This is a genomic window from Methyloversatilis sp. S146-33 (genome assembly GCF_059552495.1).
The window spans coordinates 51,239-65,056 of record NZ_JCANOT010000039.1 but is presented as its reverse complement, the minus strand read 5'-3'; the positions used below and the strand labels follow the sequence as shown (position 1 = coordinate 65,056).

The following is a 13,818-nucleotide window of genomic DNA, read 5'->3' as shown; positions in this document are numbered from 1 at the left end:
GCACCACGAAACAAGCCGCCACAAGTGCAAGCGGGCGCGCAGGTAGAATCGCGGCCATGTCCCGCATACGCATCATCGGCGGCCAGTGGCGCAGCCGCCTCCTTCCGGTGGCGGCGGTGCCGGGGCTGCGCCCCACTCCGGATTCGGTGCGCGAGCGCCTGTTCAACTGGCTGGGCCAGGACCTGAACGGGCTGCATTGCCTCGATCTCTTTGCCGGCACCGGCGTGCTCGGATTCGAGGCCGCGTCCCGCGGCGCCGCCTCGGTCACGCTGGTCGAGCGCGATGCCCGCGCATTCGGCAAGCTGCGCGAAGCGGTCGAACTGCTGCCCGCACCACAGGTCAGGCTGGTCAGGGGCGATGCGCTAGAATTCGCCGCCCAGCCACCGCAGCGCTTCGATGTACTCTTTCTCGACCCGCCCTACGGCAAGGGTCTGCTCGATCGCGTGGTACCGCATCTGCCGCACCTGCTGACCGACGACGCGGTGATCTACTGCGAGGCCGAACAGCCGGTGCCGGCGCTCGGCGATTACCGGGCGACGCGCGAGGGGCGGGCGGGGCAAGTCCATTACCAGCTGCTGGAACGATCATGAACGGCACCATTGCGGTCTATCCGGGCACTTTCGACCCGATCACGCGCGGCCACGAGGACCTTGTGCGGCGCGCAGCGGCGATGTTCGACCGCGTCATCGTCGGCGTCGCCGAAAGCCGTTCCAAACGGCCGTTCTTCAACACCGAAGAACGGGTCGACATGGCGCGCGAAATACTCGCGGCCTATCCTAACGTCGAGGTGCGCGGGTTTTCCTGCCTGCTGATGGACTTCCTGAGCGAGTGCAAGGCGCGGATCATCGTGCGTGGCCTGCGCGCGGTGTCCGACTTCGAGTATGAATTTCAGATGGCCGGCATGAACCGGGCGCTGCGTCCGGACGTCGAAACAGTGTTCCTGACGCCAGCCGATCAATACATGTTCATCTCGGCCACGATGGTCCGGGAAATCGCCTCTCTGGGCGGTGACGTCAGCAAGTTCGTGCAGCCGTCGGTGCTGGCGCGGATAAGCGACAAGGTTGAAGCAATGCGTGGAGGCAAATGAAGTGTCTTTGATAATCACCGACGAATGCATCAACTGCGATGTGTGCGAGCCGGAATGCCCGAACGGGGCGATTTCGCAGGGACCGGAAATCTATGTGATCGATCCGTCCAAGTGCACCGAGTGCGTCGGCCATTTCGACGAGCCGCAGTGCCAGCAGGTCTGCCCGGTCGACTGTATTCCGCTGGATCCGAACCACAAGGAGACCCGCGAACAGCTGCTGGAGAAGTACAACCACCTCACCGCCAAGGCCTGACGCTCGCCGGCCCCGGCGTGCTCAGGCCGCCGCGGCCGAGATGACCCGCAGTACCGGTGCCTTGAGCGCCGAGTCGAGCGCGCTTTCGAGACGCGCCAGTTCCTCCAGCTGCTGATCGATCGCCGCGCCGTTCTGGCGCAGTTCCTCGATCCGCTCTTCCAGCGTGTCGGTCGCCTCGTGGATGCGCTTCACGCTTTCGAGCCGGCGCTTCAGCTGCTTCTGGTGTTCGCGCACCTGGTTCTCGAGCGGCGCCATGATGGCGCGCAGCCAGTGCTCGACGTCGCGGTTCACCACTTCCATGTGCTTGCGCACCTGCACGGCGACGGTTTCGAAGAAGCGCTGCGTGAGCTGGCGCTTTTCGGTGGTGAGCATGTTCAGCCAGGTATTGAACTGCTGGTGGAAGGCCTTTTCGAGCCGGGTGATGTCCTTTTCGTAACGATGGACCGAGAACGGCACCGGCACGCCCAGACGCAGGTCGTGCTCGGTCGAGAAGCGCTGGTACATCGCTTCCATCATGCGGAAGATTTCATCCACGCTGGCGGCCGAGCGGGTCAGGCTGTCGCGCACGTCGTCGAAGAAGGCGTTCATCGCGTCGCGCAGCTGCAGCGAGAAGTTGGCCGCCTCCATCTGTTCGCGCGTGTGGTTGGTGCGCGCGCGCAGCGCGTCCATGCCGAGGTGGGCGAACAGCACGTTGGTCTGCGACGAGAACACGTTGCGCGTGGCATAGAAGCGTTCGAGGCCGCGTTCGAACTCCTCCTTTTCCGCCCGCACCCGCTTCAGCATGTACTGGATGACGCCACGGTTCTTGCCGCGCAGGTCGGAAAATTCGGCCAGCTGGTCGTCGATGCTGCGCCGGCGGCCTGCCAGCACCTCGCGCGTGCGGGCGATCAGCTCGCGTGCGTCCTTGTCGACGGCGGCGCCGACGATGTCGCGCTTGGCCGGCAGCAGATCCTCGACCAGTGCGCGTTCGAGCTGCGGCAGACGGCTGCGCGCAAGCAGCGCGCCGTCATGCTGGATGCGCGCAAGCAGCCCCTTCTGCGCCGATACCGGAAACACGCGCGACTCCGGGATGTCCAGCGTGGCTGCACAGGAGGCGATCTGGCGGGCGATTTCCGATTCGATCTGGGTTTCGGAGCGCAGGCCGTCCCACAGACTGTCCATCTTGTTCAGCACGGCGATACGGCCCTGACGCGATCCACCGGCCGCGGTCACGTGCGTCTTCCAGACGCCGAGGTCGCTCTGCGTGACACCGGTGTCCATGCCCAGCACGAACAGCACGGCGTGCGCCGACGGCAGCAGCGACAACGTCAGTTCGGGTTCGGCGCCAATCGCGTTCAGACCCGGCGTGTCGAGGATGACCAGCCCCTGGCGCAGCAGCGGGTGCGGCAGATTGATGATGGCGTGGCGCCACGCCGGCACCTCGACCATGCCCTGCGAATCGGGCTGCAGGCCGTTCTCGCCGCTCAGATCGATACGGAAGCCCAGTGCCTCGGCTTCGCCGATGGCCACCTTGCGCTGTTCGCTGACCCGGCCCAGCGCCTGCTGCATGGCCACCGTCGAGGTGGTGTCGAGTTCGATGCGCTTCCAGGCGCCGGGCTGTGATTTCAGGTCGGACACCGTGGTGGTGCCACGCCGGGTGTCGATCGGCAGCAAGTCTATGCAGGCCGGGCGAGACCCGTCGTACATCAGTTCGGTCGGGCACATCGTGGTGCGGCCCGAGCTGGACGGCAGCACGCGCGCGCCCTGGTCGCCGAAGAAGACGGCATTGATCAGTTCGGACTTGCCGCGCGAGAACTCGGCGACGAAGGCCACGACCAGGCGGTCGTCGCGCAGCTTCTGCAGCAGCTGTTCGATGCACAGATCGTTGTGGCTGTCGTTCAGGTTGCTTTCGAACAGCCAGCCGCGCAGACGCACGATGGTCTGTTCGACCCGCGTACGCCAGGCGCCATATGCCGACAATTCCTCCTGCATGCCCATCGCCGTCTCCTCCACGCAAATGTCAATCTAGCACAGGCGCTGCGCGCTATCGCTGGCAGGTCGGGCAGAAGAAGGTCGAACGTCCGCCCATCCGGCGGTTGCGCACCGCCGTGCCGCATACGCGGCAGGGCTGGCCATCTCGTCCGTAGACGAAATAGGACTGCTGGAAATAGCCGGGTTCGCCGTCGGCATGCATGAAGTCGCGCAGTGTGCTGCCACCGGCCTCGAGTGCGTCGCGCAGCGTGGCGCGGATTTCGTCGTACAGGCGCGCGCACTGCGGGCGGGTCAGGCGCCGGGCCGCAATACCCGGGCGCAGGCGCGCGCGGAACAGGCTTTCCGAGGCGTAGATGTTGCCGACGCCGACCACCACTGCGCTGTCCATGATGGCCAGTTTGATCGCGCACTGCCGCCGCGTCAGTGCGGCGTGCAGTCCGGCGGCGCTGAAATCGTCGCCCAGCGGCTCGGGGCCGAGGCCGGCGAGCAGCGGGTGGGTCGCGTCGGCGCCCTCGTGCCACAGCACCGCACCGAAGCGGCGGGGATCGCGCAGCCGCAGCACGCGGTCGCCGAAGACGATGTCGACATGGTCGTGCGTGCCCGCCGGCACGTCGCGGTCGAGCACGCGCAGACTGCCGGACATGCCGAGGTGCAGGATGAGCGTGCCGCGGTCGAAGCGCAGCAGCAGGTATTTGGCACGCCGGTCGATGTCGCGCAGCGTCTGGCCGGGCAGCGTGGCGGGCAGGTCGGCGGGTACCGGCCAGCGCAGTCGCGCATTGCGGAGGGTGACCGCGGTCGCCACGCGACCGGTCAAGGGCGCGGCAATGCCACGGCGTGTCACTTCGACTTCGGGCAGTTCGGGCATCGGAAAGGTGAGCCGCGGCACGGCGGCGGGGACGTGTTTTGGAATAAGATCGGAGCCGTTTCCGGCATCGGCGCCGCATAGGGCGGTGCGCCGGGGGCGCTGCAACGAATTCTAGCCGTCACACTCAAAGGCCGTAAGCGCTTCAGTCCGTTGCGAAATCACCCTGGCCACTGGCGATCATGCCCATGACGACCCGACCCCTCCTGCTCGCTGTCCTTCTTCCTCTCGTGCTCGGCGCCTGCGCGCAGACCGCCAAGCGGCCGCCAGTGGCGGCTGCGCCGACCGAGGCTCCGGCAGAGGCCGCGCCGCCACGCGCACCGCAGCTGCCCGAAATCGAACTGACGCGCCAGATCACCTACCAGCTGCTGCTCGGCGAGGTGGCGGCACAGCGCGGCGAACTGGGTCTGTCGGCGTCCGCCTATATGGATCTGGCGCAGTCCACCCGCGACCCGCGCATCGCCAAACGCGCGGCCGAAATATCGGCCTTCAGCCGGCAGAACGACATCGCGCTGCAGGCCACCCAGCTCTGGCTGGAACTCGATCCCGAGTCGGTACAGGCGCGGCAGATGCTGACCGGTCTGCTGGTCAATGCGAACCGGCCGCAGGAACTCGAACCGCAACTCGCCAGCCTGCTCGCGCAGGAGGGCAACCAGATCGGCGAAAGCCTGCTGCGGCTCAACCGTGTGCTGGGGCGCCTGTCGGACAAGGCCGAGGTGCTGGCCATGGTCGATCGCCTGACCGAGCCCTATCTGCAGTACCCGGAGGCCTGGTTCGCGCGCTCGCAGGCCGCGATGCAGGCGCGCGAGCCGAAGCGGGCGCTGGCCGACGCGACCAAGGCGCACGACATGCGCCCGGAATGGGAACCCGGCCTGTTGCTGAAGGCGCAGGCCACTGCCGAGAGCGATCCGCACGCCGCGACCCGGCTGATGGGCGACTACCTGAAGAAGTATCCACAGGCACGTGACGTGCGGCTGCAATATGCACGTTCGCTGGTGGCCGAACGCAATTTCCCGGAGGCGCGCAAGCAGTTCGAGAACATTCTCGGCGGCGCGCCGAACAACCCGGACGTCGTGTTCGCGGTCGGTGTGCTGGCGATGCAGATGCAGGACTACGCCGGCGCGCAGACCTATTTCAAGCGGCTGCTGACGCTGCGCTATCAGGACATGAACCTGATCAAGCTCTATCTCGGGCAGCTGGCCGAGGAGCTGAAGCAGCCGGACGAAGCGCTCGACTGGTATCGCCAGGTCGGGCAGGGTGACCACTACCTCGGCGCGCAGGGGCGTTACGTGCTGCTGCTCAGCCGCACCGGGCGACTCGACGAAGCGCGCGCTCACCTGCGCGATCTGGCCGCACGGCCGGGCGGTGACAAGGCACGTTCGGCGCTGATGGAATTCCAGCTGCTGCGCGATGCGAACCGGGTCGAAGAAGGTTACGCCGTGCTCGAAGAGGCGCTGGTGGCGCAGCCGGACAATGCGGAACTGCTGTATGAGACGGCGATGATCGCCGAGCGGCAGAACCGCATCGAGGTCGCCGAACAGCGGCTGCGCCGGGTGATCGAGGTGAAACCGGATCATGCCCATGCCTACAATGCGCTCGGCTATTCGCTCGCCGATCGCAACATCCGCCTCGACGAGGCGCAGGCGCTGATCGCCAAGGGGCTCGAACTGGCGCCGGATGATCCCTTCATTCTCGACAGCATGGGTTGGGTGCTGTTCCGGCGCGGCGATCTGAACGGTGCCTTGACCTATCTGGAGCGCGCCTTCGCGATCCGCCCCGATCCGGAAATCGCCGCTCACCTCGGCGAAGTGCAGTGGCTGCTCGGTCGTCGCGAGGACGCCGAGAAGCTGTGGCGCACGGTTGCTGCGCAGCACCCGGACAACGCCGCGCTGGAATCGACCATCAAGCGCTACATTCCGTGATGCGGGTGCTGCTGTGTGCCGGCGCGCTGGCGCTGGCCGGTTGTGCCGCGCTGCCGCCGCCGGCTGTCGAAGATCCGCAGGTGCTCGCGCTGCGCGAGCGTGCGCGTGACGCGGCCAATCCCGCCTTTTCGCTGAGCGGGCGCTTCGTTGTCAAAGGACCCGAACAGACCGCCTCGGCGGCGCTGGACTGGCAGCACGCGAAGGACCGCGACGAACTTCAGATCAACGGACCGCTCGGCAAGGTGCTGGCGCAGCTGGTGCGCGACCCGCAAGGCGTGCGCCTGATCGACGAGCGCCAGCGCGTGACCGAGGCGGCGACGCTCGACGAACTGTCGCGTGCGGTGTTCGGCGCCGAACTGCCGCTGTCGCGGGCCGCCTACTGGGTGACCGGTCGGCCGGGGAGCGCCGACGTGCGATCGCGCGACGCAGCCGGGCGTGTCGCCGTGCTGACCGAACAGTCGTGGCGGGTCGAATTAACCGAGTACGACGGCGACGGCCCGGATGCGCTGCCGCGGCAGATCGACGCCAGCGACGGCGAACACAGCTTCCGTCTGCGCATCGACGCCTGGTACCCGTTGCCGTGACTGCGCGTATCGACTGGCAGGTCTGGCTCGACGCGCCAGCCAAGATCAATCTGTTCCTGCACGTGACCGGCCGCCGCGCGGATGGCTACCACCTGCTGCAGACCGCCTTCCGCTTCGTCGATTTCGGCGACCGCCTGCGCTTTTCTCCGCGGGACGATGGCGAGGTGAGGCGCGTCAGCCCGCTGCCCGGCCTGCCCGAGGCCGACGACCTGTGTGTGCGTGCCGCCCGCCTGCTGCAGGCGGAGACGGGCTGCCCGCGTGGCGTCGACATCGAACTGGACAAGCGACTGCCGATGGGCGGTGGCGTTGGCGGCGGCAGTTCCGACGCTGCGACCGTGCTGCTCGCGTTGAACCGACTGTGGGAACTGGATCTGCCGCGCGCGCGGCTGCAGGCGCTGGGGTTGCAGCTGGGCGCCGACGTGCCGGTGTTCGTGTTCGGCCGCGCCGCGTTTGCCGAAGGCGTCGGCGAGGTGCTGCAGCCGCTCGAATTGCCGCCGGCGGCCTATCTGGTGGTGGCGCCGGGCGTGTCGGTACCGACGCCACGGATTTTTGCCGACCCGGAATTGACACGAAATACCGAAGCTTGCACAATAGCGGACTTTGCTGCAGCGGCCGATCCGGCGGCGCTTTTCGGGCGCAACGATCTTGAGCCGGTCGCAGCGAGGCTGTACCCGGAAGTCAGACAGGCCATCGACATGCTGGCGGCACTGGTCGGGCGCGGCGCGGTGAGAATGAGCGGTTCGGGCGCGTGCGTGTTTGTACAATGCGCCGATCTGCAGGCAGCACAGGATTTGATGAAGGCGTCGTCGGCATCGTGGCCGGCGGGCTGGCAGGGATTCGTTGCACAGGGGCTGGACGAGCACCCGCTGTACCGGATGACTGCAATGGTTTGACACCGTGGGGCGCAAGAGCGCGACGCGGTCGATGCAGAGTTTGGGGAGTCGCCAAGTTGGTCAAGGCACCGGATTTTGATTCCGGCATTCGAAGGTTCGAATCCTTCCTCCTCAGCCAAATTTGATCGGGCGGGCCCGCAGGGAGTGCGGGCCTGCCCGATGTGTTTTCAGGGCAGCAGGCATGCCGACGGGTTGAAACCGGTCATCCGCCTGGAAAGAGCAGGACCGGTTCTCCCGGTTTCAATTCAGCAATCACCGAGTTTCGCGAGGCAGCATGGCTTACGACAGCCTGATGATCTTTACCGGCAACGCCAACCCCAAACTGGCGGCGGACGTTGCCAAGCGGCTCAACATGTCGCTCGGCCGCGCGCAGGTGGGCCGTTTCTCCGACGGCGAAGTCAACGTCGAAATCCTCGAGAACGTCCGCGGCAAGGACGTGTTCGTGCTGCAATCGACCTGTGCGCCGACCAACGACAGCCTGATGGAACTGGTCATCCTGGTCGATGCGCTGAAGCGCGCTTCGGCCGGCCGCATTACCGCGGCGATGCCTTATTTCGGCTATGCCCGCCAGGATCGCCGCCCGCGCAGCGCGCGCGTGCCGATCACCGCCAAGGTGGTGGCCAACATGCTGCAGGCCGTGGGCGTGCAGCGCCTGCTGACGGTGGACCTTCACGCCGACCAGATTCAGGGCTTCTTCGACATCCCGGTCGATAACATCTACGCCACGCCCATCCTGCTTGGCGACATCTGGAAGCAGGAATACCCCAACCTGATGGCCGTTTCGCCCGACGTCGGCGGCGTGGTGCGCGCGCGTGCGTTCGCCAAGCGCCTCGAATGTGACCTGGCCATCATCGACAAGCGTCGCCCGAAGGCGAACGTGTCGGAAGTGATGAACATCATCGGCGACGTTACCGGCCGCACCTGCGTCATCATGGACGACATGGTCGACACCGCCGGCACGCTGTGCAAGGCGGCGCAGGCGCTGAAGGAACACGGCGCCGCCCGCGTGCTCGCCTACTGTACCCACGCCGTGCTGTCCGGCGAGGCCGTCAACCGCATCCAGAATTCCGACCTCGACCAGCTGGTCGTGACCGACACCATCCCGCTGTCGCCGGCCGCCCAGGCCTGCGGCCGCATCCGTGTCGTGTCCATCGCCGAACTGCTGGCCGAAACCCTGCTGCGCATCAGCAACGAGGAATCCGTTTCGTCCCTCTTCATGGAGTAATTGAAGCGGGACACCCCGGGTCGCCTGGTCGCGGGCGACCCTTCATCCACCAGGAGTCATCATGTCCATCGAAATGAACGTCAAGAAGCGCGATGCGCAGGGCACCGGAGCGAGCCGCCGCCTGCGTCGCGCCGACCAGGTCCCGGCCATCATCTACGGCGGCGACAAGCCCGCCACGCCGATCACGCTCGACCACAACGAAATCTTCCACGCCCTGCGCAAGGAAGCTTTCCATGCGTCCGTGCTGACGCTGAACGTCGAAGGCACGAAGGAAACGGTGCTGCTGCGCGACACCCAGATGCACGCCTACAAGCTGCAGGTGCTGCACGTCGACTTCCAGCGCGTCGATGCCACGCACAAGCTGCACACCAAGGTGCCGTTCCACTTCGTCAATGCCGACGCGGCCCCGGGCGTCAAGCTGCAGGGTGGCATCGTGTCGCACGTGATGAACGAACTGGACGTGCAGTGCCTGCCGAGCCAGCTGCCGGAATTCATCGAAGTCGACCTGTCCGGCCTGTCGGTCGGCCAGTCGATCCACGTGTCGCAGATCAAGCTGCCGGCCGGCGTCGAAGCGCTGACCCACGGCACCGACCCGGTGATCGTCACGCTGACGCTGCCGCGCGGCGCCAAGGCTGACGAAGCCGCGGCCGAAGGCGGCGAAGAGAAGTAAGCACAGGCGATGTCCGGGAACGGTTCCAAGGCCGTGCCCCGGCTCGTCGTCGGACTGGGCAACCCCGGTCCGGACTATTCCGAAACCCGGCACAACGCCGGGTTTTGGTTTTGTGAGGGGCTGGCACGCAAGCTGGGCGTTACGCTCAACCGTGAAGCGCGATTCAACGGCTTCACAGGTTCGTCGCGTGCCGACGGCATCACGATATTGCTGCCGCAGACCTTCATGAACCGCTCCGGCCAGTCGGTCGGCGCGCTCGCCCGCTTCTTCCGCATCGCACCGGCTGAAATACTGGTGGTGCACGATGAGCTCGACATCCAGCCGGGCGAACTGCGCCTGAAATTCGGCGGTGGCCTCGGCGGTCACAACGGACTGAAAGACATCAGCGCCCACCTGGCCACACACGACTACTGGCGGCTGCGCATCGGCATCGGCCATCCGCGTCAGCTGGCACTGGGATCGGAAGTGGCCGACTATGTTCTGCACCGTCCGCGCATCGAGGAACAGCGCGACATCGACGCCGCCATCGAGCGCGCGCTCGACGCCTGGCCGATGATCGCCGCCGGCGACTGGACGCGCGTGTCCACCCTGCTCAACGCGAAGCCCGGCGCCGGCAAGGCGCCCAAGAGTGCCTAATCAAGGAATCCAGACATGAGCCTCAAATGCGGCATCGTCGGCCTGCCCAATGTCGGCAAGTCCACGCTTTTCAATGCGCTCACCAAGGCCGGCATCGCCGCCGAGAACTACCCGTTCTGCACGATCGAGCCCAACGTCGGCATCGTCGAGGTGCCGGACCCGCGCCTGGCGCAGCTTTCCGAAATCGTGAAGCCGCAGAAGATACAGCCGGCCATCGTCGAATTCGTCGACATCGCCGGTCTGGTCGCCGGTGCCAGCAAGGGCGAAGGCCTCGGCAACCAGTTTCTTGCCAACATCCGCGAAACCGACGCCATCGTTAACGTCGTGCGCTGCTTCGACGACGAGAACGTGGTGCACGTCAATGGCCGTGTCGACCCGATCGCCGACATCGAAACCATCGTGACCGAACTGGCGCTGGCCGACCTCGCCGCCGTCGAGCGCACCATCGCGCGCGACACCAAGAAGGCGCGCGCCGGCGACAAGGACGCGGCCAAGCTGGTCGCCGTGCTGGAAAAGCTGCTGCCGCACCTGAACGAAGGCAAGCCGGCGCGCACGCTGAACCTGTCCGACGACGACAAGGCCATCGTCAAGCCGATGTGCCTGCTGACGATCAAGCCCGCCATGTATGTCGGCAACGTGCTCGAAGACGGTTTTGACAACAACCCCTACCTCGATCGTCTGCGTGAGTTCGCGGCGAAGGAAAGTGCGCCCGTGGTGGCTGTGTGCGCGAAGATCGAAGCCGAACTGGCCGACCTCGACGACGAAGACAAGAAGGCTTTCCTGGCCGACCTCGGCCTCGAAGAGCCGGGCCTGAACCGCCTCATCCGCGCCGGCTACGACCTGCTGGGCCTGCAGACCTACTTCACTGCCGGTGTGAAGGAAGTGCGCGCCTGGACCATCCACAAGGGCGACACGGCGCCGCAGGCTGCCGGCGTCATTCACACCGACTTCGAGCGCGGCTTCATCCGCGCCCAGACCATCGCCTTCGACGACTTCATCGCCTTCAAGGGCGAGCAGGGCGCGAAGGAAGCCGGCAAGATGCGCGCCGAAGGCAAGGAATACGTAGTCAAGGACGGCGACGTGCTGAACTTCCTGTTCAACGTCTGAGCACACTTCCGTTCTGGCAAAGCCCTGGCGACCCGTGGTCGCCGGGGCTTTTTTTCGTCCGCTGTCGAATCTTCCCGCTCCGCTTCGTCTACTTCGTATACGCCGGTCATCGGGAAAGGCGTCACGACAGGATGGAGGGCGAGCACATGATGAAGATCGAAGCGCAGGATCAGCATCGATGGCTGAAGCAGTTCAAGGGCGCATGGCGCGGAAAGAGCGAACCGGTGGCCGACGGAGGGCCGGACGACGCGTGCTGGAGCGGCTGCGAAACGGTGCGCGCGCTCGGCGATCTGTGGGTGCTGTTCGAGGGACGCGGTGACATGCCGGATGGCAGCGCGGCCTGCACTCTGATGACCTTGGGCTTCGACCCGACGCGCGGAGACGGAGGCCGCTTTGTCGGCAACTGGGCAGGGTCGATGATGACGACGCTGTGGCAGTACGAGGGCGAACTGGACGCCGCCGGCCGCGTGCTGTCGCTGTACAGCGAAGGACCCGCCTTCTCCGGCAGCGGCACCGCGCGCTACCGCGACACGATAGAGGTCCATGGCCCGGACGAGCGCACCTTGTCTTCGCACGTGCAGGACGCCGCGGGCAACTGGTCGCCCATCATGCGTATCCGTTACCGCCGGCAGCTGGGGGCGTGAGCGACGCGATAGCGCCGTTGCTCAACGTCCCTCGTCCAGCCAGCGCGCGGCCATGAGCAGGCGGGTGTGGCTGGCCGGGTCGGCTCGCACGGTGGCAGCAAACAGGCGCACGCAGCGCTCGGCCGCGTTCACGTAGCGCGTGTTGCCGGTACGCCGTGCCAGCCTGATCAAGGCCAGCGCGGCGACGCCGTTGCCACCGGGCGTGGCGGCGTCGAGCGCGGGTTTGCTGCGGTGGAACAGCGGCAGCGCGTCGTGGGCGGTGAAGAAGAAACCGCCCTTGTCGTCGTCTTCGAAACGCAGCAGCATCACCTCGGCCAACTGTGTGGCGAAGACGAGGTCGCCGTCGTGCGGCGCGGCATCGTGCAGCGTCAGTGCCGCGTCCAGCAGGAAGGCGTGGTCGTCGAGAAAGCCGTCGATGCCGGGCAGCGACTGCAGGCGGTCGGCGCCGCCCACGTCGTCGCGCCAGCGTGCCGCGCGCAGCGCGTCGAAGCTCGTGCGCGCGGCGTTCAGCCAGTCGCTGCGGCCCAGTACGGCGCCGGCGTGGGCGAGTGCGCTCACCATCAGCGCGTTCCAGGCGGTCGGTGTCTTGCTGTCACGTGCGGCGCGCCCGCGCTCGTCGCGTCGCTCCAGCAGACGACTGCGTGCCTCGTCTATCACCGCCTGCACCGCGTCCACCGGCTGGACCAGCATCGCGGCGAGCTTTTCCGCCGGACGGGCAACGCGCAGATGCCAGAATTTCCCCTCGAAGCCGGGCGGATCGATCAGGCCCCAGTGTGCCGCGCACAGATCCCATTCGACCGGTGTCAGCATCTCGCGCAGCGCCGAGGCTTCCCACAGATATGCGCCGCCTTCGCGGCCGCTGGCGTCGTCGGCGGCAAGGGCGCTGCAGAACAGTCCGTCGTCGCTGCGCATTTCGCGCAATGCCCAGTCCACGGTGAGTTCGGCGGTGCGCCGGAACAGCGCTTCGCCGCTCGCCCGCCAGGCATTGGCGTAGAGCGGCAGCAGCATGGCGCAGTCGCACAGCATCTTTTCGAAGTGCGGGATGTGCCAGGCCGGATCGACGCTGTAGCGGAAGAAGCCGCCGCCGAGCTGGTCGAACAGACCGCCTTCGGCGATGTGACGCAATGATTCCAGCGCCATCGTGCGCGGCGACGGTGTGCCGATGTCGCTGTCCAGCTGCAGCAGGAAGTCGAGGTCGGTCGGATGCGGAAACTTCGGCGCGCCGCCGAAGCCGCCGTGCCGGGCGTCGAAGGCGACCGCCAGCTGCTGTATCGCCTCCTCCTGCACCGATGGGTCCAGCGGCGCGCCGGTGGGCTGCGGCAAGGCGGCGCTGAGCGCCGCAATCAGCGCTTCGTCCTGGCGCGCCAGATCGGCGCGCCTTTCGGTCCATACGGTGCTGACCGATGCCAGGACGTCGCGCAGCGCACTCTGCCCACCGGACGCCTCGCGCGGGAAATAGGTGCCGCCGTAGAAGGGCACGCCCTGCGGCGACAGGAAGACGGTGAGCGGCCAGCCGCCGTTGCCGCGACGCAGCCGTTGCAGCGCCTGCTGGTAGAGGCCGTCGATGTCCGGTCGCTCCTCGCGGTCCACCTTGATGGCGATGAAGCCCTCATTCACCGCGGCAGCCGTGGCCGGATCGGCAAAGGACTCGCGCGCCATCACATGGCACCAGTGGCAGGAGGCGTAGCCGACCGACAGCAGGATGGGGCGATCGAGCCGGCGCGCTTCGGCGAAGGCGGTCTCGCCCCACGGATACCAGTGCACCGGATCGCCGGCGTGCTGCTGCAGGTAAGGGGACGTTTCACCGGCCAGTCGGTTGCGCGGTGCGAGTGCGGTGTCGGTGCTCATCGGATGTCCTTCGCGGGCGGCAGGTGCGGCCGGCGCGAACGCGACAATGAGGACAGCCGCGTACGCCAAAGCCCACATTCGGGCCGGCGAGCGGACTCATGCATCCGCGCTGGCCG

The 13,818-nt window shown here is 66.7% G+C and carries 14 protein-coding genes and 1 tRNA gene; 12 read left to right on the top strand and 3 right to left on the bottom strand.

Translation table 11 applies throughout. The annotated features are described in order from the left end of the window. The first annotated feature begins 56 nt into the window (after positions 1-56). Genes rsmD through AC51BJ_RS16975 form a run of 3 tightly spaced genes read left to right on the top strand, consistent with a single transcriptional unit; the run spans position 57 to position 1,340 of the window. On the top strand, positions 57-590 hold the full coding sequence (rsmD, locus tag AC51BJ_RS16985) for a 16S rRNA (guanine(966)-N(2))-methyltransferase RsmD (RefSeq protein WP_304011907.1): 534 nt from the start codon (positions 57-59) through the stop codon (positions 588-590). Further along, on the top strand, positions 587-1,087 hold the full coding sequence (coaD, locus tag AC51BJ_RS16980; RefSeq protein WP_496281019.1) for a pantetheine-phosphate adenylyltransferase: 501 nt from the start codon (positions 587-589) through the stop codon (positions 1,085-1,087). The genes rsmD and coaD overlap by 4 nt, the downstream gene beginning before the upstream one ends. Position 1,088: 1 nt before the next feature. Further along, a complete protein-coding gene (locus tag AC51BJ_RS16975) occupies positions 1,089-1,340 on the top strand; it encodes a YfhL family 4Fe-4S dicluster ferredoxin (RefSeq protein WP_024300811.1) in 252 nt (83 codons plus the stop codon). Between the two features lie 21 nt (positions 1,341-1,361). Here the strand turns inward: AC51BJ_RS16975 and AC51BJ_RS16970 are convergent, their stop codons facing one another. Continuing rightward, positions 1,362-3,317 carry a dynamin family protein gene (locus AC51BJ_RS16970; protein WP_496281018.1) on the bottom strand — a complete coding sequence of 652 codons (1,956 nt, stop codon included), beginning with the start codon at positions 3,315-3,317 and terminating at the stop codon, positions 1,362-1,364. A 46-nt stretch (positions 3,318-3,363) separates the two neighbouring features. Then, positions 3,364-4,176: a bifunctional DNA-formamidopyrimidine glycosylase/DNA-(apurinic or apyrimidinic site) lyase gene (gene mutM / locus AC51BJ_RS16965; protein ID WP_496281017.1), complete on the bottom strand. Its 813-nt coding sequence runs from the start codon at positions 4,174-4,176 to the stop codon at positions 3,364-3,366. Positions 4,177-4,361: 185 nt separating this feature from the next. On the opposite strand from mutM, the gene AC51BJ_RS16960 reads away from it, so the two are divergent. From AC51BJ_RS16960 to AC51BJ_RS16920, 9 genes are all read left to right on the top strand, one after another. Further along, positions 4,362-6,095 (top strand): tetratricopeptide repeat protein, encoded by a 1,734-nt coding sequence (locus AC51BJ_RS16960; protein WP_304011919.1) that lies wholly within the window; start codon positions 4,362-4,364, stop codon positions 6,093-6,095. Further along, positions 6,095-6,679, top strand: a complete 585-nt coding sequence (lolB, locus tag AC51BJ_RS16955; protein ID WP_496281016.1) for a lipoprotein insertase outer membrane protein LolB — start codon at positions 6,095-6,097, stop codon at positions 6,677-6,679. The genes AC51BJ_RS16960 and lolB overlap by 1 nt, the downstream gene beginning before the upstream one ends. Continuing rightward, a complete protein-coding gene (ispE, locus tag AC51BJ_RS16950; RefSeq protein WP_496281015.1) occupies positions 6,676-7,572 on the top strand; it encodes a 4-(cytidine 5'-diphospho)-2-C-methyl-D-erythritol kinase in 897 nt (298 codons plus the stop codon). Before lolB ends, ispE begins: the two co-directional genes overlap by 4 nt. A gap of 41 nt (positions 7,573-7,613) precedes the next feature. Next, a tRNA-Gln gene (locus AC51BJ_RS16945) sits at positions 7,614-7,690 on the top strand. Between the two features lie 156 nt (positions 7,691-7,846). After that, complete coding sequence (locus tag AC51BJ_RS16940; protein WP_019916805.1) at positions 7,847-8,797, top strand: ribose-phosphate pyrophosphokinase; 951 nt, start codon at positions 7,847-7,849, stop codon at positions 8,795-8,797. Positions 8,798-8,858: 61 nt separating this feature from the next. Further along, positions 8,859-9,467: a 50S ribosomal protein L25/general stress protein Ctc gene (locus AC51BJ_RS16935; RefSeq protein ID WP_304005279.1), complete on the top strand. Its 609-nt coding sequence runs from the start codon at positions 8,859-8,861 to the stop codon at positions 9,465-9,467. Between the two features lie 9 nt (positions 9,468-9,476). Next, positions 9,477-10,103, top strand: a complete 627-nt coding sequence (gene pth, locus AC51BJ_RS16930) for an aminoacyl-tRNA hydrolase (RefSeq protein ID WP_496281014.1) — start codon at positions 9,477-9,479, stop codon at positions 10,101-10,103. A 15-nt stretch (positions 10,104-10,118) separates the two neighbouring features. Continuing rightward, the gene (ychF, locus tag AC51BJ_RS16925) at positions 10,119-11,210 is read left to right on the top strand and encodes a redox-regulated ATPase YchF (RefSeq protein ID WP_496281013.1); all 1,092 of its coding nucleotides are present in this window, start codon (positions 10,119-10,121) and stop codon (positions 11,208-11,210) included. 146 nt (positions 11,211-11,356) lie between these two features. After that, entirely contained in the window at positions 11,357-11,854 is a 498-nt protein-coding gene (locus tag AC51BJ_RS16920) for a DUF1579 domain-containing protein (protein ID WP_496281012.1), read from the top strand. A gap of 21 nt (positions 11,855-11,875) precedes the next feature. Here AC51BJ_RS16920 and AC51BJ_RS16915 read toward each other — a convergent pair whose 3' ends face one another. Then, positions 11,876-13,702, bottom strand: a complete 1,827-nt coding sequence (locus AC51BJ_RS16915) for a thioredoxin domain-containing protein (RefSeq protein WP_496281011.1) — start codon at positions 13,700-13,702, stop codon at positions 11,876-11,878. Positions 13,703-13,818 lie beyond the last annotated feature (116 nt).

What these genes read in the sequence shown, in the direction of transcription:
- rsmD (WP_304011907.1), top strand. Translation starts at nt 57, where the DNA reads ATGTCCCGCATACGCATCATCGGCGGCCAGTGGCGCAGCCGCCTCCTT.
- coaD (WP_496281019.1), top strand. Translation starts at nt 587, where the DNA reads ATGAACGGCACCATTGCGGTCTATCCGGGCACTTTCGACCCGATCACG.
- AC51BJ_RS16970 (WP_496281018.1), bottom strand. Translation starts at nt 3,317, where the DNA reads ATGGGCATGCAGGAGGAATTGTCGGCATATGGCGCCTGGCGTACGCGG.
- mutM (WP_496281017.1), bottom strand. Translation starts at nt 4,176, where the DNA reads ATGCCCGAACTGCCCGAAGTCGAAGTGACACGCCGTGGCATTGCCGCG.
- AC51BJ_RS16960 (WP_304011919.1), top strand. Translation starts at nt 4,362, where the DNA reads ATGACGACCCGACCCCTCCTGCTCGCTGTCCTTCTTCCTCTCGTGCTC.
- lolB (WP_496281016.1), top strand. Translation starts at nt 6,095, where the DNA reads ATGCGGGTGCTGCTGTGTGCCGGCGCGCTGGCGCTGGCCGGTTGTGCC.
- AC51BJ_RS16940 (WP_019916805.1), top strand. Translation starts at nt 7,847, where the DNA reads ATGGCTTACGACAGCCTGATGATCTTTACCGGCAACGCCAACCCCAAA.
- AC51BJ_RS16935 (WP_304005279.1), top strand. Translation starts at nt 8,859, where the DNA reads ATGTCCATCGAAATGAACGTCAAGAAGCGCGATGCGCAGGGCACCGGA.
- pth (WP_496281014.1), top strand. Translation starts at nt 9,477, where the DNA reads ATGTCCGGGAACGGTTCCAAGGCCGTGCCCCGGCTCGTCGTCGGACTG.
- ychF (WP_496281013.1), top strand. Translation starts at nt 10,119, where the DNA reads ATGAGCCTCAAATGCGGCATCGTCGGCCTGCCCAATGTCGGCAAGTCC.
- AC51BJ_RS16920 (WP_496281012.1), top strand. Translation starts at nt 11,357, where the DNA reads ATGATGAAGATCGAAGCGCAGGATCAGCATCGATGGCTGAAGCAGTTC.
- AC51BJ_RS16915 (WP_496281011.1), bottom strand. Translation starts at nt 13,702, where the DNA reads ATGAGCACCGACACCGCACTCGCACCGCGCAACCGACTGGCCGGTGAA.